Annotated in this window: 17 protein-coding genes and 2 pseudogenes; 8 read left to right on the plus strand and 11 right to left on the minus strand. The window is 43.8% G+C overall.

Annotated features, from left to right (window positions below; all coding sequences use genetic code 11):
• Positions 1-27 precede the first annotated feature (27 nt).
• Positions 28-333, minus strand: a pseudogene (locus E5342_RS16365) (2Fe-2S iron-sulfur cluster-binding protein); the annotation flags it as partial.
• A 140-nt stretch (positions 334-473) separates the two neighbouring features.
• Positions 474-748 (minus strand): annotated as a pseudogene (locus E5342_RS16370) (sodium ion-translocating decarboxylase subunit beta); the annotation flags it as partial.
• Positions 749-1207: 459 nt separating this feature from the next.
• On the opposite strand from E5342_RS16370, the gene E5342_RS16380 reads away from it, so the two are divergent.
• The 3 genes from E5342_RS16380 (at position 1208) to E5342_RS16395 (ending at position 3052) form a co-directional block, all read left to right on the plus strand.
• Positions 1208-1687 carry a DUF2975 domain-containing protein gene (locus E5342_RS16380; RefSeq protein WP_135959815.1) on the plus strand — a complete coding sequence of 160 codons (480 nt, stop codon included), beginning with the start codon at positions 1208-1210 and terminating at the stop codon, positions 1685-1687.
• Between the two features lie 2 nt (positions 1688-1689).
• A complete protein-coding gene (locus E5342_RS16385; RefSeq protein WP_121734513.1) occupies positions 1690-1905 on the plus strand; it encodes a helix-turn-helix domain-containing protein in 216 nt (71 codons plus the stop codon).
• A 265-nt stretch (positions 1906-2170) separates the two neighbouring features.
• On the plus strand, positions 2171-3052 hold the full coding sequence (locus tag E5342_RS16395) for a DUF3078 domain-containing protein (protein ID WP_121734512.1): 882 nt from the start codon (positions 2171-2173) through the stop codon (positions 3050-3052).
• A gap of 68 nt (positions 3053-3120) precedes the next feature.
• On the opposite strand, the gene E5342_RS16400 is transcribed toward E5342_RS16395, so the two are convergent.
• Together E5342_RS16400 and rlmD are read right to left on the minus strand one after the other, a co-directional pair.
• On the minus strand, positions 3121-4506 hold the full coding sequence (locus E5342_RS16400; protein ID WP_135959816.1) for a transglycosylase SLT domain-containing protein: 1386 nt from the start codon (positions 4504-4506) through the stop codon (positions 3121-3123).
• Between the two features lie 11 nt (positions 4507-4517).
• Positions 4518-5930 (minus strand): 23S rRNA (uracil(1939)-C(5))-methyltransferase RlmD, encoded by a 1413-nt coding sequence (rlmD, locus tag E5342_RS16405; protein ID WP_135959817.1) that lies wholly within the window; start codon positions 5928-5930, stop codon positions 4518-4520.
• 602 nt (positions 5931-6532) lie between these two features.
• On the opposite strand from rlmD, the gene ppdK reads away from it, so the two are divergent.
• Positions 6533-9253 carry a pyruvate, phosphate dikinase gene (gene ppdK, locus E5342_RS16410; protein ID WP_135959818.1) on the plus strand — a complete coding sequence of 907 codons (2721 nt, stop codon included), beginning with the start codon at positions 6533-6535 and terminating at the stop codon, positions 9251-9253.
• Between the two features lie 311 nt (positions 9254-9564).
• On the plus strand, positions 9565-10941 hold the full coding sequence (locus tag E5342_RS16415; protein ID WP_246867141.1) for a tyrosine-type recombinase/integrase: 1377 nt from the start codon (positions 9565-9567) through the stop codon (positions 10939-10941).
• Between the two features lie 59 nt (positions 10942-11000).
• Here the strand turns inward: E5342_RS16415 and E5342_RS16420 are convergent, their stop codons facing one another.
• Together E5342_RS16420 and E5342_RS16425 are read right to left on the minus strand one after the other, a co-directional pair.
• Positions 11001-13079, minus strand: coding sequence for a terminase (locus tag E5342_RS16420; RefSeq protein WP_135959820.1), 2079 nt, complete (start codon positions 13077-13079; stop codon positions 11001-11003).
• Positions 13039-13461 carry a rhomboid family intramembrane serine protease gene (locus E5342_RS16425; protein WP_135959821.1) on the minus strand — a complete coding sequence of 141 codons (423 nt, stop codon included), beginning with the start codon at positions 13459-13461 and terminating at the stop codon, positions 13039-13041. The genes E5342_RS16420 and E5342_RS16425 overlap by 41 nt, the downstream gene beginning before the upstream one ends.
• A gap of 1064 nt (positions 13462-14525) precedes the next feature.
• Here E5342_RS16425 and E5342_RS16435 point away from each other — a divergent pair.
• On the plus strand, positions 14526-15095 hold the full coding sequence (locus tag E5342_RS16435) for a ribonucleotide-diphosphate reductase subunit alpha (RefSeq protein ID WP_135959822.1): 570 nt from the start codon (positions 14526-14528) through the stop codon (positions 15093-15095).
• Between the two features lie 20 nt (positions 15096-15115).
• Positions 15116-15598: an SLOG family protein gene (locus tag E5342_RS16440; protein WP_432707224.1), complete on the plus strand. Its 483-nt coding sequence runs from the start codon at positions 15116-15118 to the stop codon at positions 15596-15598.
• A gap of 198 nt (positions 15599-15796) precedes the next feature.
• On the opposite strand, the gene E5342_RS16445 is transcribed toward E5342_RS16440, so the two are convergent.
• The 5 genes from E5342_RS16445 to E5342_RS19855 all read right to left on the minus strand — a co-directional run bounded on the left by E5342_RS16445 (position 15797) and on the right by E5342_RS19855 (position 21072).
• On the minus strand, positions 15797-16690 hold the full coding sequence (locus E5342_RS16445; protein ID WP_246867142.1) for an Abi family protein: 894 nt from the start codon (positions 16688-16690) through the stop codon (positions 15797-15799).
• A gap of 181 nt (positions 16691-16871) precedes the next feature.
• On the minus strand, positions 16872-20156 hold the full coding sequence (locus tag E5342_RS16450; protein ID WP_135959824.1) for a DNA primase: 3285 nt from the start codon (positions 20154-20156) through the stop codon (positions 16872-16874).
• The gene (locus E5342_RS16455) at positions 20153-20356 is read right to left on the minus strand and encodes a DNA-binding protein (protein WP_135959825.1); all 204 of its coding nucleotides are present in this window, start codon (positions 20354-20356) and stop codon (positions 20153-20155) included. Before E5342_RS16455 ends, E5342_RS16450 begins: the two co-directional genes overlap by 4 nt.
• A 190-nt stretch (positions 20357-20546) precedes the next feature.
• Positions 20547-20864: a hypothetical protein gene (locus E5342_RS16460; protein ID WP_135959826.1), complete on the minus strand. Its 318-nt coding sequence runs from the start codon at positions 20862-20864 to the stop codon at positions 20547-20549.
• Positions 20865-20880: 16 nt separating this feature from the next.
• Positions 20881-21072 carry a hypothetical protein gene (locus E5342_RS19855; RefSeq protein WP_080510716.1) on the minus strand — a complete coding sequence of 64 codons (192 nt, stop codon included), beginning with the start codon at positions 21070-21072 and terminating at the stop codon, positions 20881-20883.
• Positions 21073-21216: 144 nt separating this feature from the next.
• Here E5342_RS19855 and E5342_RS16470 point away from each other — a divergent pair, with 144 nt between their 5' ends.
• Positions 21217-21666: a helix-turn-helix domain-containing protein gene (locus E5342_RS16470; RefSeq protein WP_135959827.1), complete on the plus strand. Its 450-nt coding sequence runs from the start codon at positions 21217-21219 to the stop codon at positions 21664-21666.
• Positions 21667-22145: the final 479 nt, after the last annotated feature.

A 22145-nucleotide genomic window follows, 5' to 3' on the forward strand; every position in this document is an offset into this window, starting at 1 on the left:
AACTATATTTCAATAATTTCAAAGAACTTTTTCAGATTTTAATGGGACAGTAGTGATTTCCGATACTTCCTTTACATTGTCTACTTTCGTAATACAGATACGCTTTACTTCTCCGTCTACCAGCATTTCGCAAGCGCCACATTTACCGATACCGCAATTCAACGAACGATTGCGGCCATTTATGCTATGACTATGTACTGGATAGCCGGCCTGATGTAAGGCGGCGGCGATGGTAAATCCCTTCATTCCCGTTATGGGTTTACCGTTGAATAAAAAAGTGTGTTCTTCCTCTTGTGGAATTGTTAAAATAGGATGATTAACGATTCTTTCCATAATTGCTATTGATTTAATTGGGCTAAAATTACGGATATAATTGGATAAATACTGTAATTTTACTTGAAATCTATTAATAAAAAAGCAATTATCCCTAAAGATTTAGGGGTAATCGCTATGTTTTACTTAAAATTTATAGTTTAGGCTAAAAAATCTCTTATAAATTGAGGAATGATGGTTATGCAAATGCCTGTAATGATAGCAGATGTGATAACTCCAAAAATATTATCACCCAAAGCGTCTCCCCAAATGAATGAGTCCGGATTTTCTTTGCTGACCAGTTTCTGGGCAACCTTGGCGGTCGTAGAAGTAAAGCTGTTATGCCCAGTATCAATAATTTTAAGATCTTAGGGCCCAACAGCAACTTGGCGTCACATAGTACTCCTAATAAGAGTCTTAGGTTGAACATAGAACCCTAAGATCCATCCACCAATCATCATTTTTATCTTTGTTTGTAAAACAATTTGCGGCTTGAAATGTTTTATATTTGAACAGTCGATAAAAAGAAAAAGCTCTCAGCCTAAAAGAAATTACTGGTGAACCTTTTCAAACAATCTTCTGTTATACTATAAAATGACTCAGAAATCACCTTGATAGTAGTCATCGTATAATAATTTGTTAGTAGTATTTGTTTTTTCATATAAGTAGAGTTTGTTATTTGTTTGGTCCGCATGTAGCTGTGAAGCTGGATGCGGATTTTTATTTGTTTCCGTATGGAATCTGGCTTTCCTCCCTTCCAAATGGGAAATCATAGTACTTCGACACTATACAGATGATTTAAGTCTATATTTTTTTGATTTTCGCTATTCATTTATTGCTTATCAATAAATATTTATTATATTTGTAACGTAATTCTAACTTAACATCATACGTCATGAAAAGAATTTCTACAGTCTTTCTTCAAACAGTTATCGTTCTTATCGGTATTGTGGCACTTGTTATTTTGATTGGATTTCCCTTAACTGAGGGACGAGCCACACACTTAGATTTATTTAGTACGTATGCTGATCTGTTTATCTTATATGGATATGGAGCGTCAGTCGCTTTTTTTGTTGCGTTGTACAATGCTTTTAGATTGCTCGGTTATATTGGGCAAAATAAAGTATTTTCAATAAACTCTGTGAAGACTTTAAAGAACATAAAGCATTGTGCGATCTTACTAAGTATTTTAATCGTGGTGGCAGGGCTATTTATAAGGTTGACCCATAATACAGAAGATGATCCCGCAGGTTTTCTTGCCATTTGTATCGCAACGACTTTTGTCGCTATCGTAGTAGCGACAGCCGTGGCTATATTTGAAAAATTATTGCAAAATGCGATAGATATGAAATCAGAGAATGACTTAACAGTTTAATTATGCCTATTATTGTAAATTTAGATGTGATGATGGCAAAGCGGAAGATGTCTTTGAACGAACTTTCTGAAAGAGTTGGTTTGACGTTATCTAACCTTTCCATCTTGAAAACAGGGAAGGCGAAAGCTATTCGTTTTAGTACTCTAGAGGTAATTTGTAGAGCATTAGATTGTCAACCAAGCGACATTTTGGAATATGTAAATGATGAGAAAAAATAACATGAGGAATTGATCCTCACCAAAAGTCTTAACGATCGCTTCTTTTAAAGAGGCTTCTGAATAACTATTACTATTTACCCTCCATGATATGAAGTTTCGTGTGCATGTGACTATTCCATAAATCAAAAAAGTAAGGGGTTTATCCATATAGAGGTGTAACAGATGTGACATCTCTTCAATTTTAGGTTTTTCTAAACAAAAATTAGTCAAACCTGTTTAAATGATAAGACGTCTTAATTTTTTAATAACTAAAATATATTACAATATGAAACGTATATTCTTCATGACATTGTTTGTCGCATTAACGACAATCGCATATGGTCAAACGGATGATAAAGGATATGAGGAAGGCAAATGGGTATTGAAAGGTGTGACAGGCGTGAACTTGTCGCAAACGGCGATGTCGAATTGGTCGGCTGGTGGAGAGAACTCTGTTGCCGGAAATGCGTATCTGAATGGATCATTAACACATAAAAGCGGTGACTGGCTATGGGTAACCAACCTCGCTCTCGATTACGGATTATCAAAGACTAAATCGCAGGGTATGAGGAAAAGTACCGATAATATAGCCCTGTCTACCCAATTAGGATATTCTGCTAATAATGTGTGGTATTATACATTGATGGGAGACTTAAATACCCAGTTTGCCAAAGGGTATAATTATCCGGATAAGACCCATTATATTTCGAACTTCTTTGCCCCGGCGTATTCGAATATCTCTGTAGGTATGGAATATCGTCCCAAAAGCAATTACTCGGTTTATCTGTCTCCGGTTTCCACTAAAATGACTTTCGTGGCGGATGATTACCTTTCCGGATTAGGAGCTTTCGGAGTCGATCCGGGAGATCGTTTCAGAATGGAATGGGGAGCTTACCTGAAAGCTCGTGCGGAATTGACCGTGATGGAAAACGTGAACTTGATTACTACAGCGGACTTTTTCACTCCTTATAGCGACCAATTCGGAAATATCGATATCAACTGGGATGTATTGATAAGTATGAAGATTAATAAATTCCTGTCCGCTACACTTAATACGACACTTAAATATGATAACGACGTGAAAACTTTTGAAGATAATGGAGAGAAGCGGGGAGCGAAGGTCCAGTTCAAGGAGATACTAGGCATAGGTGTCGCCTATAATTTTTAAGTGAAATTTATCTGCAGGAAATTCATAGTTATGACTACATTTATTCATAGCTATGAATTTTTTTATAACTATGACTTTTTCTTGTAGTAATAATAACGCTCCAACACTTCCCGTACGTAGTTGTATGTTTCTGAGCCACGCAAGTATCCATGCTTACAAACAGGATCATTATAATACTCAGGATCATTTTTCAAACGAATATATTCCGCTACATTATTATCCCATTTATTGGGATCTTTTCCATATTTCCGGGCCAATCGCTGCGCATCGTATACATGTCCGATCCCAGCGTTGTAAGCCGCTAGGGTAAACTTGACTTTTTCTTCAGGGTCCTTAATCTCAGAAAAACCTTGATGGAAGCGTCGTAAACAATCTACTCCCGTACGGATTCCCGTATCCGGATCTTTCAATTCATGCGGGGTGACCCCTAATGCCTTTGCCGTGTTTGGCATGATTCCCATAAGACCCTCAGCACCCGCCCACGATACGACCGTAGGATTGAAATGAGACTCTTGATAAGAGATAGACGCCAGCAGCTGCCAATCCCATCCGATGTTTTTCGCATGCTTCTTGAATAAAGGATCATATGGGGAAATATGTCCATTCTTTACCTCCGGAATATCAGCCGTAAAAGGTCGCTTGCTTAGTTCGAAGTATCGTTTGGTAACCGCTTTGAAAGAATGTTTACCTGTTTTATCGGAAGCCCATGCATTGATCGCCTTTGCCAAGCTTGGACTGCTTTTCCTTACCACCCATGAGGAGCGTTGGGGAAAACTAACCTTTAGGTCGACATTGATATTCCAATAATAAGTCTTGTTTAGGCGGGCGGTGTTATCATCGCTGATCGTATAGGGAATTTCACCCAAGGAGACCATCTCGATAAGATCTTCGGTAGCAATGGAGTCATTCTCCACTTTTTGGATATGGATTCCTCCGCCGAGTTCCTCGTCCAAGTTTTTCAGTCGTTCGGAGTATTTGGTGTTAGGCTTTACGTAAACCTTCTTATTGATTAATTGAGTGACATCGGTAAGAAGCTTATCGCTTTTATTGGCCCGTTGTATCAATACTTGGCTGGAGATATCTTCCCGACCGCAATAAATAACCTCTTGTTTCAGCTTGTTGTCAATTGGAATGGGGTAGGCGACAACATCGGCCTCACCAGCTTCTAGTATCTCGATCAGTCGGGCAGGGTTCTCGGCGACCTTGATATTTAATTTCAAACCTTGGCTCTTGGCGAAATCATTTATCAGATCGTATTCGTAGCCCATGGGTTGCATCTTATATTGGAAGTAGGAGATAGAACTGTATAAAGTCACGGCCGTGATCTTACCTTCCGCTTTCAGTTGCGGTAAATCCACGAAAACGGAAACGTCCTCTTTCTCCTCTTGTTTGTTACCATTGCAACCATACAAGAAGAACAAAAAGAGCAGAATGGGGACGTATTTCCTATACATTATATATATGTTTATTTTTTCTCAAGCAAAACCACGTTCTCCACGTGATGCGTATGAGGAAACATATCGACCGGACGGACTTTCTTAACTGCGTATTTCGCACTCAATAAACTCAAGTCGCGGGCTTGCGTAGCAGGATTACAGCTAACGTAAACGATACGTTCCGGCTCAGCGAAGAGAATGGTATTGATCACGTCATCATGCATACCGGCACGTGGTGGATCGGTGATAATAACATCCGGCCGGCCGTGTTGGTTTATGAAATCCTGCGTAAGGATATCTTTCATGTCGCCGGCATAGAAAAGCGTGTTCTCTATATGGTTCAAGGCGGAATTCACTTTTGCGTCCTCAATAGCCTCCGGTACGTATTCGATACCGATAACCTTCTTTGCTTGACGAGAGACGAAATTGGCGATCGTACCTGTCCCGGTATATAAATCGTACACCATCTCATTTCCGGTAAGACCCGCGAATTCTCTAGCCACTTTATATAGATTATAAGCCTGTTCGCTGTTTGTCTGATAGAAAGACTTAGGACCTACCTTGAATTGAAGCCCCTCCATCTCCTCGATGATATGATCTTTTCCCTTAAATACGAGAACTTCTTGGTCCGTGATCGTGTCATTGCATTTACCGTTGATGACGTACATCAAGGACGTGATTTCCGGGAATCGTTCTGCCAGATGAGATAATAACGCTTCCCTGCGCTCTACATCCTCATGGAAGAAAACCAATACGACCATCAAGTCCCCTGTGGATGCCGTACGGATCATCAACGTACGAACGAATCCCTCTTGGTTCCGTAAATCGAAGAAGGGATATCCCTCATGAGATAGGCAATATTCCTTAACGCAAAGACGGATCTTGTTGGAGATATCATCTTGCAACCAACATTTATGGATGTCCAAGACTTTATCGAACATCCCCGGTATATGAAATCCGACGCCATTCATGCAATCGAAAGAAGCACCGGACTGGATCTCTTCCTCCGTAAGCCATTTCTTGTTTGAGAAAGTAAACTCAAGCTTGTTCCGGTAGAAAGTCGTGCGCTCGGAACCTAAGATCGGAAGTTTCTCTTCCATCTCGACTTTCCCGATACGGGTAAGATTATCGTAGACCTGTTTTTGCTTATAGTAAAGTTGTTCCTCATAGGGAAGATGCTGCCACTTGCAACCTCCACAGACACCGAAGTGCTCACAAAACGGCTCCGCACGTTTGGCCGAGTACTCATGGAAATATACAGGTTTCCCCTCCGCATAACTATTCTTCTTACGGGTCAGTTGAATATCAACCACATCTCCCGGAGCGACGAAGGGTACAAATATCACCATATCGTTCACTCTTGCGATAGCCTTGCCCTCGGCGGCTACGTCCGTAATGGTTACCTTTTCTAATATAGGCAACTGTTTCTTCTTTCTTGCCAATGTCGTTAAGTTTTAAATTCGCTTCGCGAAAATACTTACAATTCCGCTAAGAACAAAGAGCTTCGTTCCATATACATAAATGAGTCCGGCAAACAGTTCTCATTATTCTATCAAGATTAATGAAGATATGATTATGGACAGACAGAAATATTTGGTATATATTTATAAATCAATCTGTTGTGGTTTTTAAAGATTTCTTATAAGGAAAACTTTTGTTTCGCTAGGGGAAAACTTTTGTTTCATGCCATAGAAACTAAAGTTTCTTCAGCCGAAAACTCTTGATCCCATTATAGGAAACTGCAATGTCTTCCTATAGAGAATAAATAGACAAATAAAAGATAAAGATCATATAATATATGTAGGGGCAAAGAGATAAGCAGGAATTTCGATGGGAAATGGAAGCATCAACAAATTTCCGCACGCAAATGTAAGCATTTACTGAATATAAATGGTAAAGAATAGTTGTAAAACATGTAAAAATCCTTAACGCTATTCGTGCTTGCAAAGTAGAAATAGCATATATTTGCAGCATTGCAAAGTTGAGATAGCAATATAATAGTTGAAATCAACAAAACTAGAATCTAAATTCAATACTGTCGAATATGGAAAGAAAAAGAGTTTACACGTTCGGTAATGGAAAAGCCGAAGGTAAGGCAGATATGAGGAATCTGCTGGGTGGTAAAGGCGCTAACCTTGCCGAGATGAATCTGATTGGCGTACCGGTTCCTCCGGGATTTACGATTACAACAGAAGTTTGTACTGAGTATTACGAGTTAGGCAAAGATAAAGTCGTAGAGTTGCTGAAATCGGATGTTGAGAAAGCAATCGCTAATATCGAAACGTTGATGAACTCTAAGTTTGGCGATGTTGCCAATCCTCTGTTAGTTTCGGTTCGCTCCGGTGCCCGTGCGTCCATGCCGGGTATGATGGATACGATCTTGAACCTTGGCTTGAACGATGATGTAGTAGAAGGATTGTCTCGTAAGACGGGCAACGCTCGTTTCGCTTGGGACTCCTATCGTCGTTTCGTTCAAATGTACGGAGATGTTGTATTAGGCATGAAACCGACAAGCAAAGAGGATATAGATCCGTTCGAGGCGATCATCGAGGAAGTAAAGAAAGCGAAAGGCGTTAAGTTAGATAACGAGCTTGACGTTGAAGATTTGAAAACATTGGTCTCTAAGTTTAAGGCAGCCGTTAAAGCCCAGACCGGACAAGATTTCCCGACTTGTGCTTATGAGCAATTGTGGGGCGCTATCTGTGCCGTGTTCAATAGCTGGATGAATGAGCGTGCTATCCTGTATCGTAAGATGGAAGGTATTCCAGATGAGTGGGGAACAGCGGTGAGCGTACAAGCCATGGTATTCGGTAATATGGGCGATACTTCCGCTACAGGCGTTTGTTTCTCTCGTGATGCTGGTAATGGTGAGGACTTGTTCAATGGCGAGTACTTGATTAACGCCCAAGGAGAGGATGTTGTAGCCGGTATCCGTACCCCGCAACAAATCACGAAGGTCGGTTCACAGCGTTGGGCTGAACGTGCCGGAATCTCAGAAGAAGAACGTATCGCTAAATATCCGTCCATGGAAGAAGCCATGCCGGAAATCTATAAGCAATTAGACGCTATTCAAGAAAAATTGGAAGATCATTATCGGGATATGCAAGATATGGAGTTTACCGTACAGGAGGGTAAACTTTGGTTCTTGCAAACCCGTAACGGTAAACGTACGGGTGCCGCTATGGTGAAAATCGCTATCGACTTATTGCATCAAGGTATGATCGACGAGAAAACAGCATTGAACCGTATTGAGCCGAATAAATTGGACGAGCTGCTTCACCCTGTATTCGATAAAAAGGCCGAGAAACAGGCAAAGGTATGGGTGAAAGGTTTACCGGCTTCACCGGGCGCTGCTACCGGACAGATCGTGTTCTTCGCCGAAGATGCCGCTAAATGGCATGCCGATGGCAAAAAGGTTGTCATGGTTCGTATCGAGACTTCTCCGGAAGACTTGGCCGGTATGGCCGTCGCCGAAGGCATCCTTACCGCTCGTGGAGGTATGACTTCTCACGCCGCTGTCGTGGCTCGTGGCATGGGTAAATGCTGTGTATCCGGTGCCGGTGCCTTGAATATCGATTATAAGAATAAGACTGTAGACGTTGATGGCGTAACCTTGAAAGAAGGCGATTATATCTCTATCAATGGTACGACCGGGGAAGTCTATGTAGGACAGGTCGAGACGAAAGCGGCAGAGTTGTCAGGTGACTTTGCGGAGCTAATGGCTTTAGCCGATAAATATACGAAATTACAAGTTCGTACAAACGCAGATACGCCTCACGACGCTTCGATCGCTCGTAGCTTCGGCGCTGTAGGTATCGGTCTTTGCCGTACGGAGCATATGTTTTTCGAGGGTGAGAAGATCAAGGCTATGCGTGAGATGATCTTGGCCGAGGATGCTGGAGGCCGTAAGAAAGCGTTGGCGAAGATCCTTCCTTATCAAAAAGAAGACTTTAAGGGTATCTTCAAGGCTATGGCTGGATGTCCGGTTACCGTTCGTTTGCTTGATCCTCCTTTGCATGAGTTCGTTCCTCATGATTTGAAAGGTCAAGAGGAAATGGCTGAGACAATGGGCGTATCTGTTAAGGAGATTCAAAAACGTGTGGAATCTCTTTGTGAGCATAACCCGATGTTGGGTCACCGTGGTTGCCGTCTTGGTAATACATATCCGGAAATTACGGAGATGCAGACTCGGGCCATTTTAGGTGCCGCTTTAGAGTTGAAGAAAGAGGGTATCGAGGCCAAACCGGAAATTATGGTTCCTTTGACAGGTATCTTGTATGAGTTCAAGGAGCAGGAGAAAGTGATTCGTGCCACTGCCGAGGAGTTATTCAAGGAGCAGGGCGATCGTATCGAATTTAAGGTCGGTACGATGATCGAGATTCCTCGTGCTGCATTGACTGCGGATCGTATAGCTTCCAGTGCCGAATTCTTCTCATTCGGAACGAATGACTTGACTCAGATGACATTTGGCTACTCTCGCGACGATATCGCTTCCTTCTTGCCTGTTTATTTAGAGAAGAAGATTTTGAAGGTCGATCCGTTCCAAGTACTAGACCAAAATGGTGTAGGGCAGTTGGTTCGCATGGCAACAGAGAAAGGTCGTGCCATTCGTCCGGATTTGAAATGTGGTATTTGTGGCGAGCATGGCGGTGAGCCTTCTTCCGTTAAGTTCTGCCATAAAGTTGGCTTGAATTACGTATCATGTTCACCTTTTAGAGTACCTATCGCTCGTATCGCGGCGGCGCAGGCTGCTATAGAAGGATAGGCTGTTAAAAACTGCAAGTCTTAAATATCAATATATAAGGCTGATAGACGGGTTGAGTCTTGTTTATCAGCCTTATATTTTTATGTCATTATTAGCGTAAAATGATCTGAATGATATGTAATGTTTACACTTTGTTTGCTATATTTGCACATGGCGTTTACACCGTGTTTACACCATAAATTTAATGTATAAAGTGTTGATATATGGCAACTTTTAAGATTTGTGTTAGAAAGCAGCGTTCTGATGGCTTCTATCCTGTTTACATCAGAGTAACCCATAACCGTAAATCCTCTTATATAAAAATGGATAAAATGGTTGATAAAAAAGGGTTGACTCGCACGGGGGAGGTGAAAGATCCTTTTGTCGTATCCTTCTGTTCAGATGTAATCATGCGATATGTGGAGAGAGCGAACAAAGAGGATATATCGCAATGGGATGTAAAAACCCTAGTGGAATATCTGGAAAAAGCGGATGAGGATATCTGTTTTTCTGATTATGCGAGAAAGTATAAACGGGAAATGGAAACAGTTAGAGGCATGGCCCGTAACGCCAAGAATTATGAGTTGGCCTATTGTCATCTTGAGAGATTTGCGGGAACTAGCAAGTTGATGTTTTCCCGGTTTACCACGAAATTCATAAATGACTGGATAAAAACCTTATTACCAACGGCAAGGGCGAAAGAAATGTATCCTGTTAATGTTCGCCAGATTTTTAAAGCTGCAATAAATGAGTTCAACGATTACGATAGGGGCATAATCAGGATCAAGACTAATCCTTGGCTAAAGGTAAAAATCCCCAATGCGGACACCCCCGATCACAGGGCCTTGGATGCGGACTCCGTTCGTGAGTTTTTCGCGACACCCATACCTCCGACAAAGATGATATTATCACTTCCAGAGTTGGCTAGGGATGTGGCCTTGATGGTCTTTTGCTTGGCAGGAATTAATACCGTAGACCTTTTTAGGGCAAAGAAGTCCAATTTGAAAGGCTGGACATTCTGTTATAATAGGGCTAAGACCCAAAAATTCAGAAGGGATAAGGCGTATATGGAGATTATTGTTCCGGATATTCTCCGTCCTGTCATGGAAAAATACTTTACACCGGATGATGATGAGTTTTTGTTTAATTTCCATAAGACCTATCGTGATGACGATTCTTTCAACGCAAATATGAACTCTGGATTGAAACGTATTTGCAAACATGGCGGTCTCATTGCTATATGTATGTATAATTTCCGGCATTCATGGGGAACCATAGCGAGAAACGATATAAAAGCCTCAATGTATGACGTGGCTTTCTGTATGAATCATTCAAGCGCTCATAAGACTACAGAGATATATGTAAGACCGGATTACTCTATAGTCTCTGTGATAAACAATAAGGTTATTGATTTTGTATTTAACCAAAAAAAGGAAGAAATGGTATATGAGGATCCTGTGAAATATTACCCTGATGATCAGATGAAAATATCTTTTAGACAGATGATTAAAGGCAGTGTCATATATCAAGGCAAGGAGATATTCTCATTTACGGATATAGGATATAATAACATTGACGAAATAATAAAAAAGCTAGCGGGGCATGTCCCGTCGTTTATTCCAGATGGAGCCAAGGTTGATTTTAGGATAGACAATTTAGATAAAGGCGAATACCGGATATTTATGAGACAAAAAGGAAAAGGCTTTTGATACTTATAAGACAAATAGACCAATAAAACACGCCCGTGTTTTTCTGACACGGGCGTGTTTTATTGGGATGCGACAAATAGGATTATAGAAGGCTTAGGCATATCCTCTGATATGAGCGCTCCTATCATGTCTGTCATCAATATATCGTCGTGATTGCCACGACCGGGAATATTACCGTAACTACCGTCCGGACGTTGCTCGTATTTTGACGCTTCCTTGTACATACGCTCATCCGGGTCTATAAACATATCGTCCTCGAACGCCACTATGAAATTATCCACCATGTCCTGCTTGGTCTTCTTGTTGGTCTGGAAGCCTATCTTCTTGTATATGCCGTTCCTTATGTCCTCGGGATCCGTCGCCGCTCGCATGTAAAGATTAGGGTAGATATCCTCTATCTTTTTCAGTATGCCACGAATATGATCGCCTTCCTCCACGAACTCGGATGCCTCTGATTTTTTCTTATCAAACGTATTGCTCTCGAAGGCGAGAAGGGCGTTCTTGTAGTATCTGGCGATCTTGACGGCTTTGTAGGCGAGCCAATCGTATCGTATATGACCGTGCCATCTGGCTACCACCTCCGGCTTTCCTCCGCTGAATCGTAAATTCCACCTGTTTATAACCGTTATGCATGACGGGTCAGAGTTCTTGCTACGTCCACCGACATCGACGATAACAAGATACTCGTTGGATGTCCTTGTATCATCGGGCCTCTTCCAGATTCTCAACAGGCCGTTCGGATTCTTGGTGAGAATTATCCTCTTGGTCTTCTCTGATTGGGATATGTCGCCAATGAACTCCGGGGGTGATACGTATCTTTCCCGCATCACCTCGATCGTATAGATATTGAACACGAGATTACCGGAATACTTGAAACACTCGACATCATCGGATGGTGCCTCGGATGCCATCGATGCGTGATCATGGAACGAGGCCCTTTTCTTGATATACCATTTGATGTGCTCCAGCGTAGCTCCTTTTTCCCATAGAGACCATAGATACTGTCCCGGCTCGCTATTGTCATTAGGGGAGGTCGTGACATCCCTTCCCTCTAATAGATCCAATATGAAAAGCCGGGTCTCTTTCTTGTCCTTGAATCTTATCATGTCGTTCTCGATAAAGAAGAACGGTATGAATAGCGCCTTACGGGATGACGTGCCCTCCTTGGCCATTTGGTACTCATCATAGAAATAACCGGCCATGCCGTTAGCCGTAGACTCGGAGATCTCCATGGTCAACGGTCTCTCCAATATATTCGAGTCTATGTTTGTTATAACCTGCTCCGCTGATTTGCCGTCCGTTGTTTTCCAGTAGGCTACCTCCGAGAAGTGGGCCATGGCATAGTCCATACCACGTGTTGACTCGAAATTCTCATAAGAGGCCACGGTTATCACGTTATCACGTACCTTGTTCCCGGAGGGGTCGGTGATTATGGAGTCGGACGCCGAATGCTCGTAAGGGGCGAATTGTAGCTTGTCAACGCCATATATAAATCCCGGGATATTATCGAGAACCTTTTTATACATGGCCTTGATACGTTTGGCGGTATCTTTCGTCTGGGCTATAATGACGGAATACCATCCTTCCATGACGAATAGCTGTATCCACGCCATATAGAGCTGTACCAAGGTGGAACCTCCCCATTGCCGGGCTTTCAATAATATTATACGGATCGGGACTCCCTTATGCCTCATTTCCTCCAGAACGGATAGCACGTAACGTTGGGCGTAATTAAGCTCGAAGGGGATCATTTCTCCCGCCTCTTTCGACTTGATCTTAAATAACGAGAAAAAGGCGAAGGACGGGTCTCTCGAGCAACGGGCCCAAAATAGCATGTTGGCCACGTCCTCCTCATTTATCCCATCTGAATCCGGGTACAGCTCGTTGAACCTTATCGTGTAGTCCTTTATGGAACCGGCTTTCAAGACATCCTGATACAGATTGTTCTTGAAAACCTCCTCGGTAAGCCACTGTACCCTTATGGGGTAATCATCTATGACAACCCTATGGCTATGCCCCTCCATCCCACGTCCCGTGAATTGGTCGTGCGTGCCGAATATATTTTTCAGCCTCTTGTTATTCTCGGCCAATATAGACTCAACCTCTTCCGTGAACGCTAATTTTCTGTATGACTCCATAGATGATATAGGCTATTAGGAATGACAGCAAGTGTATCCTCCAGTTGAATAAGGGGATAAACGCCATGACGATATTACTCAATATTATTCTCCAAAGGCTTAGTTTATAGGCGTGATATCTGCGGGCGTAACATCCCATGATAAATCCGGACATGCCGCATGTAGGAACCGGCAATGAGGCTAGTGGTACGAACGAGGCCAAGACGCAAGACACGTAACCGATCAGGCATGTTTTCACACGAGGTTTAAACCTGAACAACGCGATAAGATTTAACGATAAATGAAAGATGTTTGCGTGGGTGAACGTGTAAAGGAAATGGTCGTATGGTATGGAATTGGTATCGAAATAGAAATGTTTACCTGCGAGTTGGAGTATAACCATACACCCATAGTTTGATACATTCGGGACTTAGCAGATATAAATACATCATATTGCATTATTGGGTTTTCCGTATCATCACCGTTTACAAAAAGGATGTAGTCGTAGATGGTGCATCGGTGTACCCCGAGATAAAGGCAGGCTTCCTTGATAGTGTAGTTCCGGTCGGGAGCTATCGCTATCCATGTGTTCTTCAAGTGGGTCATAATCAGTTGTTTTATGCGGTAAAGTTACGAAGAAAGGCACAGCACGGCAATAGCTCATCCGGTCAGCGAAGTGGGATTTTGGGTGACTTTGTGGGATTTTGTGATACCCATTGCATAAGGTCAGACAAACATTCATCCATCTTTCATCCAAGAAAAGGCAGTTAGTGAGGTTGAGCCACAAAAAAACACTGTTTTTTTTCAGGGGAGGCATATATTCAGGCGTTGATTCAGGTGACTGTTGACACCTCCCTTAAACCTCTTTCGTGAATTTCCGAACCCTCTCTATATCAATACTTTTTCTTTTTATAAAGAATAAAGAGTATAGATAGATGCCGGAAAAGTGTCAACGTGAGGATATGAACGAATATCGGCAAATTGATTTTGTCAACGGGTGTCAACGAGTGTCAACACTAATGGCTATATGGATAGTGCTGATATTCAATAGATAACTGAATATCAATGGTGTCATTGCAAAATATGGTGGGTTCGAGCAGAAATGGCCTCTATTTTTAAGGAGGAGAAGAAGCAGGAAAGCAGCAGTAGATGATGAAGACAGCGTGAACCTTCCTGGAAAGAGTTGAATGAATACTCCAATCTGTGCTGATGATTTGCTGGAGAAGCAGGATGGAAGATAACCGCTCACCATTTTCTCATCTTGCCTCCGAGGATGTTTTTTGCAAAGGTATGGCTGTCCCCACCAAACGTCAAATTCCTTGCATAAAATCTTCCTCAAACAAGTTGAGCGTATTTTCTGCCCTGAATTTGCCTTATTGGTGGCTGCCAGCCCTCTGAAAAAGCAAAAACATCCCTTCGGACAAGCTGCAAAACAGCAAAACAAGAGGGAAAAAAATCAGAGAGCATATGGCACACGTAGATGATAACCTCCAAAAGCAGCTGGCAAAACCTCAGACATGGTTCTGCAAGTATTTCCCCAAGCGCATCCGCAACGTCGGTGAAAAGGAAGTGGCTGACAGACAGATGGTATATGACTTCAAGGACGGACGAAACTTTGAGGCAGTGGCACAAATGACCGCAGCAAACCTAAAGGAGCAGAATGGCGATGGCTGCAAGGACATCGTTTTCGTTCCGGTTCCGGCATCCACCTCCGAGAAGAACGAACTCCGCTACAAGGCATTCTGTGAGAGAGTCTGCGAACTGACCGGAGCTATCAACGGCTACGACCATGTAAAGGTAATCGGTGGTCGCCTTGCCATCCACGAGAACCGCAAGCTGGAGAAGGAAATCCGCAAAGTGAGCATCATCGAGTTTGATGAAATTTGGTTCAATGGCAAGAATATTGTTACCTTTGACGATGTAATCACTCGCGGTATCACTTGGGCTACCTATTCCGACCAATTGGAGAACTTGGGCGCACACGTTCTCAGTGGCATCTTCTTGGCAAAGACCCATTATAAAGTAACAACGAACTGACAATGACAGACAATAGAACAATGAAAGCAAAGGCAACGGCAAAGGCGGTTGCCTTTACCGGACATAGAGAAATTTCCAATATTCATCAAGAACAAGTAAGGGAACGGCTGAAGGAAGCCGTGCTGCAAGTCATCCGTCAAGGAGCGAACAAGTTCTACTGCGGCATGGCGCTCGGTTTCGATATGCTGGCAGCAGAGGAAGTCCTTTCCCTCAAGTTGAGCATCCCCATGCTGAAACTGGTAGCAGTCGTTCCCTTCAAGGGACAGAGCGCTTCCTGGTCCATGGTGGAGCAGCAACGCTATGCCTATATCCTTTCCAAGGCGGACGATGTGGTGCATCTGAGTGAAGAGTACTTCAACGGATGCTATTTCAAGCGGAACGACTACATGCTGTCGCATTCCGGCAGTGTGATAGCCTACTTTGACGGCAAGCCGAAGGGTGGCACAGCCTACACCTGTCGCAAGGCAAGGGAGAAGCGGATGCCTGTCGTCAATGTGTATTAGTTTACTGCTTCAATAAACGAGTAACGGGAAGCTAAACGCAAAAATATTTGCGTCCAGCTTCCCGTTTTGCGTGAAAATGGGCTGTTTTTGATGGTTGAACGCAAATATTTTTGCGTTCGTACCCTGGAAAGTTGCTTCCAGAAAGATTGTTTGGAAGAAAAATCAGCCGGATTAAGCTTCGATTAAGGATATAGGCTGCTAATCAGCCCAAACAGGCTGGCTTTTCCAATTCTCAGGAAATCCCATTGCTGAAATATCAATCATCGGATATTTTTCCAACAACGCCAGAAGCTGGGTTTTAAAATCATTGCCCGGGCGGATAATATCCATAAAGTGCTTCAGAATGCAGAGTGTAAAGAATACACGTCCCTGCTGTACCTCCCCTGTAAGCCATGGGCGCATTGGCCTGGTCATAGTTAGGGCACGTAAAGACAAAGAGCGGTTCCACAGACGGGCATGATGACAGCAGGAGTTACGCGTCAAAGTAATGATGGTCATCCATGATACGAAAACGGGTACCGACAACCCGAAGTACTTTGCAATCTTCTTCCGAAGCTGGTTGCTGGCAATGTTTTCATAAACTCGTGTCAATGTTCCCAGAGGTATGATTTCAGCCAACATCCAGGAAGGTGGGTAGGGTTCATCATAGGTGCGCTTGAAATGGCTGATAAAATCCTCCCGGCTGGTCTGCAGTTCTTTATCAATAAGAGCCTTGGTTCTATTGAACTTTTCTGTATTGGCAAAATACGATGGAGATGAAATCCAGAACACATCATTGGTTTCTGCACACAGGATGTTGGTAATGGCACTGCGGACTGCAATTTCTATGCGTTCGATTTGATTAAAAACAAGTAAGCGAAACTCCCGGTCAAATTCATAGAGGCTTAATGCACCATTCAAAGTGCTGCCTCTCTTATAAATATGATTGGTTTTGGGAATTTCCAAGAACGGGTATAAGTATCCTGACAAGCGGTAATAGCCTATAGATCTTAAAATCTGCTCGGCATTCATCGTTTCAGAATAATCTAATCCTCTGCTTTTCAGTATAGTTAAAAGCTCGGCTGGTGATGAGTATTGCTTGGTGTATCTCATATATAAAAAAAAACGACCCGCCGATTTAAGCATTGTGAAGAGGCTTGGCGGGTTCTTGTGATGCAAAGATAAGAAAGATATTTGGTCTAACCAAATTCTTTAGCTCATTTCTGCATGGTTATTAGCCTTTTCTGGGTGTATAATAATGTTAGTATATCGCTTGAATTAAAAATGTCAGTTGTCATGTATCGTCTTCACCATCTTCCGCTATCGCTACCGTTTCCAAATCCAGTCCGAACATCTCCTTCAACTGCAGGTAATCAAAGCACATCGCCTTCGGTCGGTTGGCCCTGATGCGCCGGAACACCTTGCCATCCTTCTCTTCGATGATGTAGTCCGGTGTGCCGTTCGACAGCATGATGTGGAACCGGTCCTGCTTCAATCCGAGAAATGCCGGATGGGATTTCAGATAGGAGAGAATGGTGGACCACGACGAGCGGTTGGCCGTGATGTTCTGGGTGGAGTTCCGGCTGCTGAACAGCGAGGAGATGGCCGCCATGTTCAGATAAAGAATCGGGTGGGCTTCCTTGAACTCGATGTCCATGTTCGTCAGCATCGGACGGAACTTCGTGAGGTAACGGATGTTGAAGTGTACCTTCTCCACGCATTTGCCGATACTCTGCCAGCCCTGGAGCATATTCCAGAAGTCTGCCACTTCGGAACTTTCCTTGGCCAGTTCATTCTGGTTGCGCATACCGCTGATGCAGGTCTCCAGCATCTGGGTGTAGTTGAACGGCAGGTTCAGAACGGTTTCCAGCGTACGGAAAGCTGCCAGCGGAATCACCCAGTTGCCGAAGATACGGTCATGAATCTGTTCATCCTCCATCCGGATGGCCAGTTCGTTCTTGGTGATGCCGTACAAGGTAGAGAAGTTCTTCTCAAAGAGGTCACGGTATTTGAGAATCTCCAGGGTCAAATGGGTCAGACCTAAATTGCAGATGGCCTGCAGCTCTTCGTAGTGCTTCTTTTCCAGTATGCTGAAACTGGTCTTGGAATATTCCAGAAACAGCACACGGGTATAGAGCGCCATGTCCTGGGTAGGCTTTTCCTGGCCGCAGATGACTACTCTGGTCGTCACAATGGTCTGGGTGGCCATACCGTCCGTCTGGGTGTTCTTCTTGGTCTGTCCACCGCCGCCCCAAAGTCCCTTGAGAAAGGCAATCTTCCGGATGTCGAGGTCGTTCTTGTATTCGTCAAACACGACAAGTATGTTAACAGCTTGAGAAACCCGGTCGTTCATGGCCGGAACGGAAGCCACACCCATGTTGGGTGGTTCCACATCGTGCAGGAAGAAAGCCTCCAGACTGGTAGCCAGCGTGGTCTTACCCGTACCTTTCTCACCGAACAGGTTCAGTATGGGAAAATGCCGGGTCTTCCGGTACACAATGTCACGGAAGAGGGTTGCAAGCAGATAACCAAAGGCTACCCGGGCATTGTTGCCGAAAACCGTGGTCAGCTTTTCTACATAGTCGTAGAGCAAGGCTCCGCTCTTGTTGGTATGCACCATCAGACGTTCGAACTGGAAGATTTCCGTGTTGTCGCGGTAAATCTTCGATGTGGCCGGAATGTAGTAGGCATTGTTCTGGTTGTCGGCGATGATGCCCATGTCATCCACTTCATGGAACTCGCCGTCCTGAACAATGCCGTTACCGAAGGCGAAGAACTCCTTGCTTTCGTTCCAGCCCAATTTGCGGATGCGTTCGGCAGTTCGGGTGCGGGCATAAAGGAACTCCTTGACATTGTTGAGCTTTTCAATCTTTCCCAACCATAGGAAATTGCCGCAGGAACCAATCTTCTGTTGGAAGTTGGCAATGGATACCAGGTCGGATTCCTTCAATTCCACCATGCAGGTTTCACGGAACGAATTGGTGAGCCGGAACAGACGGACACCATTGCTCTCGTCATGGATGTGGAAGAGGGGTTCCATCACGAAGTTGGAGAGACGGATGGGGTCTTCATCATCTTTCCCCATACAGAAATAGCAGTTGTTGCGGACAAAAAGTCCTACTTGCCTGAGTGCATCCGTTTCTTCCTGCTTCCGGTCCATGGTTGGTGTGCGGCTGTTCTTTTTGGATTCGTTCCGTACCTGCTCTACGGCACTCCGCCACAGCCGGGTCTTGCCGTGGATCTTTCCCAACTGCTCGATGCACCGGGCATAGACCATCTGGTCCTTTACATATCGCAGCAGTCCGGCAATCCGGCTGACGCATTGACCCTCTTCTGCAAGCGAATCCACTTGAGCAAACAGCTTTTCCGCCATCCAGACTATGAAGTATTTTTCCTTCAGGTTGCGGTAGATGTCCATGTCGTGAATGTAGCTGTCTGCATCATTTTTTACAAGCACCTCCCGTTGAGCATCTTTTGGAATAGTCCCTTCATACTTTTCCAGCAGTTCTTCATCCGTCAGTTCTTTCAAACCAAACGGCAGTTCTCGGACGGTGACGGTGAACCCTTTCTGTACGGCCAATGCACCGTTTTCCATAACCGCCTTGAAACCGGGTCCGTAGGGACTGCCTTTGGCCAGATCCGTATCTGGAATGAAACACAATGAGTTGGTGTAATGCTTCAATATCTCAAATTGGTTCTCGTTCCAGGCCGTGCCGAGGGTTGCCACCGTATTCTCCAATCCGATGGACTGCAGACGCAGCACATCCGGCGCTCCTTCCACTATAATGAAGTTAGCAGCATTGCGCAAACGGAAAGCCCGGTCAATGCCGAACAAGGTTTCACCCTTGGTGTAAAGCAGACTGGTGACGGAGTTGATGTATTTGGGTGCTTTGGGATGGGTGCCGATATACCGGGCCGTATAAGCGATGATGCGTCCCCATTTGTTCCGGATGGGAATCATGATACGTTCACGGAACATCGGATAGAGCTTATCGTCTTCATTTTTCCGGAGCATCCCCAGCTCAATCAGAAACTCTTCGTTCAATCCCTGCTGCTTGCAAAAGTCCATGAACGTATGGCTTTCCCTTGGCGCATAACCGATACCTGCTTCTGCACAGAAGTTCTCCGGCCATCGGTTGTAGACATACTCCCGGGCATGACGGCTGTCATCATTGGCTGAAACGCGCAGATTCTCTGTAAAGAAGGTCTGTACCTTTTCCAGTATGGCATACAGGGAATCCTTGTGAGCTTGTTTCGCCTTGTCGGCATCCGTACGCTCTTCATCGTATTCGTCCTCCATCAGGATGTTGAACTTCTCGGCCAGCAAGCGGACTGCCTGCTGGAAGTTCAGGTTCTCCTTTTCCATAATAAAGGAGATGCCGTCACCGCCCCGGTTGCAGCCGAAGCAGTGATAGAGGTTCTTGTTCAGGTTGATAGAGAAGGAGGGTGTGTTTTCGCTATGGAACGGACAGAGTCCTTTCATGCTGGTACGTCCGTCCTTGGCCAGTTTGACGTACTGCCCCACTATGGTCTCGATAGGTAGTTCCCTGACCTTGTCTATGGTGGACTCGCTGATCATAGCATGCGGAGTTTAAGCCAGCAGTCCAAAATGGACTGACCGGAATATTTCAGACGGCGGGAAGTGATCGGATTGATGGGCTGTATGTAGCCGTTCATCCGATATTTACGCAATGTCTTGTAGCAGACACCCAGTTCCGCACAAGCTCTTTTTACTGAATAGACTCCCAAAGGATCTACTATTGGCTTTGATTCTATCATATCTTTCTACTTTTTGGATATACCAATGGCCTATGAGAATGGGGTACACCAGATTTGTGTGGTATTCTCATTACATATTCAAATTGATAAAATCCAGTTCCTACTATTATGGTTTGTCTCCCTATAATGAATTAAGTGGCTATACTCTGGGAGGATGACGAGGTTAAGTATAGTCGCTGTCGTTTTTAATCTAGTCTTTTTTATCTTGCTTACGTACTTGTCTAGTTCTTACTTGAACTTTTTTAAAGTAGTCTTGAGTGGTCCGCTGGAGTAGTCTAAGGTCTGCAGTTCTGTATTCTAACTTGCCTGGTCGTTTGCACGGTTCAACCTTTCCTTCTTTTCGCCAGCGTTCAACATTACGTCTGCCAAATAATCTCCAGGCCTTGTTTTGACTGATGTATTCAGGGTCATCGTGGGTGGATTGAATCATGTTGGCAATTCTAGCTGCTAGGTCATTGGCGAACTCTTCGTATGGAATCATTCGGTCCGAGAATTCTAGAACATTCATAGGACTCAGGTTTACTCTACGAAACTCGTGTAACCATAATCGTGTGGGTCTCCCGATTTGTTCTAGTTTTGAACTGTCGGTTGAGAATCATTCCCAGTTCGGAAGCTTGTGTTCGAACACTTTTCATCTTTTCGATGGGGAACTCCATGCTTTCGCCTACTTCAAGAGAAACGAGCGCAGGACGAATTTTTGTAGAAATTTCATTCATAAAACTTTGATGTTTGATGTTTAATGTTTAACTTTGCCCCATGATTATGGGTTTGTACACCGTAAATTAAATGATTTATGTTTATATAACCAATAAATGTTTGATGTTTTTTTGAGCTTCAATTAAAAATTTCGTTCGGATGCTATGAGTATAGGAATAAAACATGTTCATATAGGCAGGGAGATTGATAAACGACGTCTAGAGCTAGGTATCAGTAAATCAGAGCTTGGGCGGCGTATTCATGTACCCCAGCAGCACATCAACCGCATTCTGGAGAAAGAAACCATAGACACAGGCAAACTTATAGATATAAGTGTAGCCTTGGAGAAGAATTTCTTTGATCTGTATGCTTCCGATACGCACAACGTATCTGCATATTTAGCAGCAGTGTCCATTCATGGAGATGCCAATAATATGATTGGCGAATCGAAAGTGGCGAGTGAGCTGTCCCAAACGAAAGTTGTTTTGGAGGAAAAAGAAAAGACTATTCAAGTTCTAACTGACGAGATTAAGCGTCTGGAGGAATCACTTGAGGATAAAACACTCATCATATCCTTCTATAAGGAGAAGGTGGGTGAACCCATAAAGAAATAACCATAGTATTAACCATAATTGCCTAGTCTGGAGAGATTGGTAGAACTTGTAGTGAGTACAAGATTTTAGTGAAGAAATTGATTTGAGTTGCAGAGTCAGATCTTGCCATCAAAGTGTAAGCATCTGATAGTTAAGCCAACTTTTCAACGATGCCTTTAAGCCATGATGGAAAATCCATCAAACTTTAAGCTTTAAATAAACATTCGCTTACACTCCGCTTACAACGATAGTGTTAGCAGTTGAATATCAAAGCTATATTAGAGTTGCGCAGGCTGCTGCAATCGAGGAATAAGTTCTTTCATTCCTTGAGACTGATAGCTACGGTAAGCCCCGGCAGGTTAAAGCACGATCTCGATGAGCGGCTATCCGGCAGATATCTGTTGGGTACGGCTGTCCGGCCGAGCCGTAAGCATACTCAAAGAGTTGACATGATACAGATTTACTTCACACGCAATTAACAATTAAAAGAACGTGTGTAA

The sequence above is a fragment of the Parabacteroides distasonis genome (genome assembly GCF_004793765.1).
GTDB lineage: Bacteria > Bacteroidota > Bacteroidia > Bacteroidales > Tannerellaceae > Parabacteroides > Parabacteroides distasonis_A.

Coding starts and splice junctions, on each gene's coding strand:
- E5342_RS16450 (WP_135959824.1), bottom strand. CDS start 20,156: ATGATCAGCGAGTCCACCATAGACAAGGTCAGGGAACTACCTATCGAG.
- E5342_RS16395 (WP_121734512.1), top strand. CDS start 2,171: ATGAAACGTATATTCTTCATGACATTGTTTGTCGCATTAACGACAATC.
- E5342_RS16445 (WP_246867142.1), bottom strand. CDS start 16,690: ATGAGATACACCAAGCAATACTCATCACCAGCCGAGCTTTTAACTATA.
- ppdK (WP_135959818.1), top strand. CDS start 6,533: ATGGAAAGAAAAAGAGTTTACACGTTCGGTAATGGAAAAGCCGAAGGT.
- E5342_RS16415 (WP_246867141.1), top strand. CDS start 9,565: ATGGTTGATAAAAAAGGGTTGACTCGCACGGGGGAGGTGAAAGATCCT.
- E5342_RS16440 (WP_432707224.1), top strand. CDS start 15,116: ATGAAAGCAAAGGCAACGGCAAAGGCGGTTGCCTTTACCGGACATAGA.
- E5342_RS16425 (WP_135959821.1), bottom strand. CDS start 13,461: ATGGTTATACTCCAACTCGCAGGTAAACATTTCTATTTCGATACCAAT.
- E5342_RS16435 (WP_135959822.1), top strand. CDS start 14,526: ATGGCACACGTAGATGATAACCTCCAAAAGCAGCTGGCAAAACCTCAG.
- E5342_RS16460 (WP_135959826.1), bottom strand. CDS start 20,864: ATGAATGTTCTAGAATTCTCGGACCGAATGATTCCATACGAAGAGTTC.
- E5342_RS16400 (WP_135959816.1), bottom strand. CDS start 4,506: ATGTATAGGAAATACGTCCCCATTCTGCTCTTTTTGTTCTTCTTGTAT.
- E5342_RS16420 (WP_135959820.1), bottom strand. CDS start 13,079: ATGGAGTCATACAGAAAATTAGCGTTCACGGAAGAGGTTGAGTCTATA.
- E5342_RS16455 (WP_135959825.1), bottom strand. CDS start 20,356: ATGATAGAATCAAAGCCAATAGTAGATCCTTTGGGAGTCTATTCAGTA.
- E5342_RS16385 (WP_121734513.1), top strand. CDS start 1,690: ATGCCTATTATTGTAAATTTAGATGTGATGATGGCAAAGCGGAAGATG.
- E5342_RS16380 (WP_135959815.1), top strand. CDS start 1,208: ATGAAAAGAATTTCTACAGTCTTTCTTCAAACAGTTATCGTTCTTATC.
- E5342_RS19855 (WP_080510716.1), bottom strand. CDS start 21,072: ATGAATGAAATTTCTACAAAAATTCGTCCTGCGCTCGTTTCTCTTGAA.
- E5342_RS16470 (WP_135959827.1), top strand. CDS start 21,217: ATGAGTATAGGAATAAAACATGTTCATATAGGCAGGGAGATTGATAAA.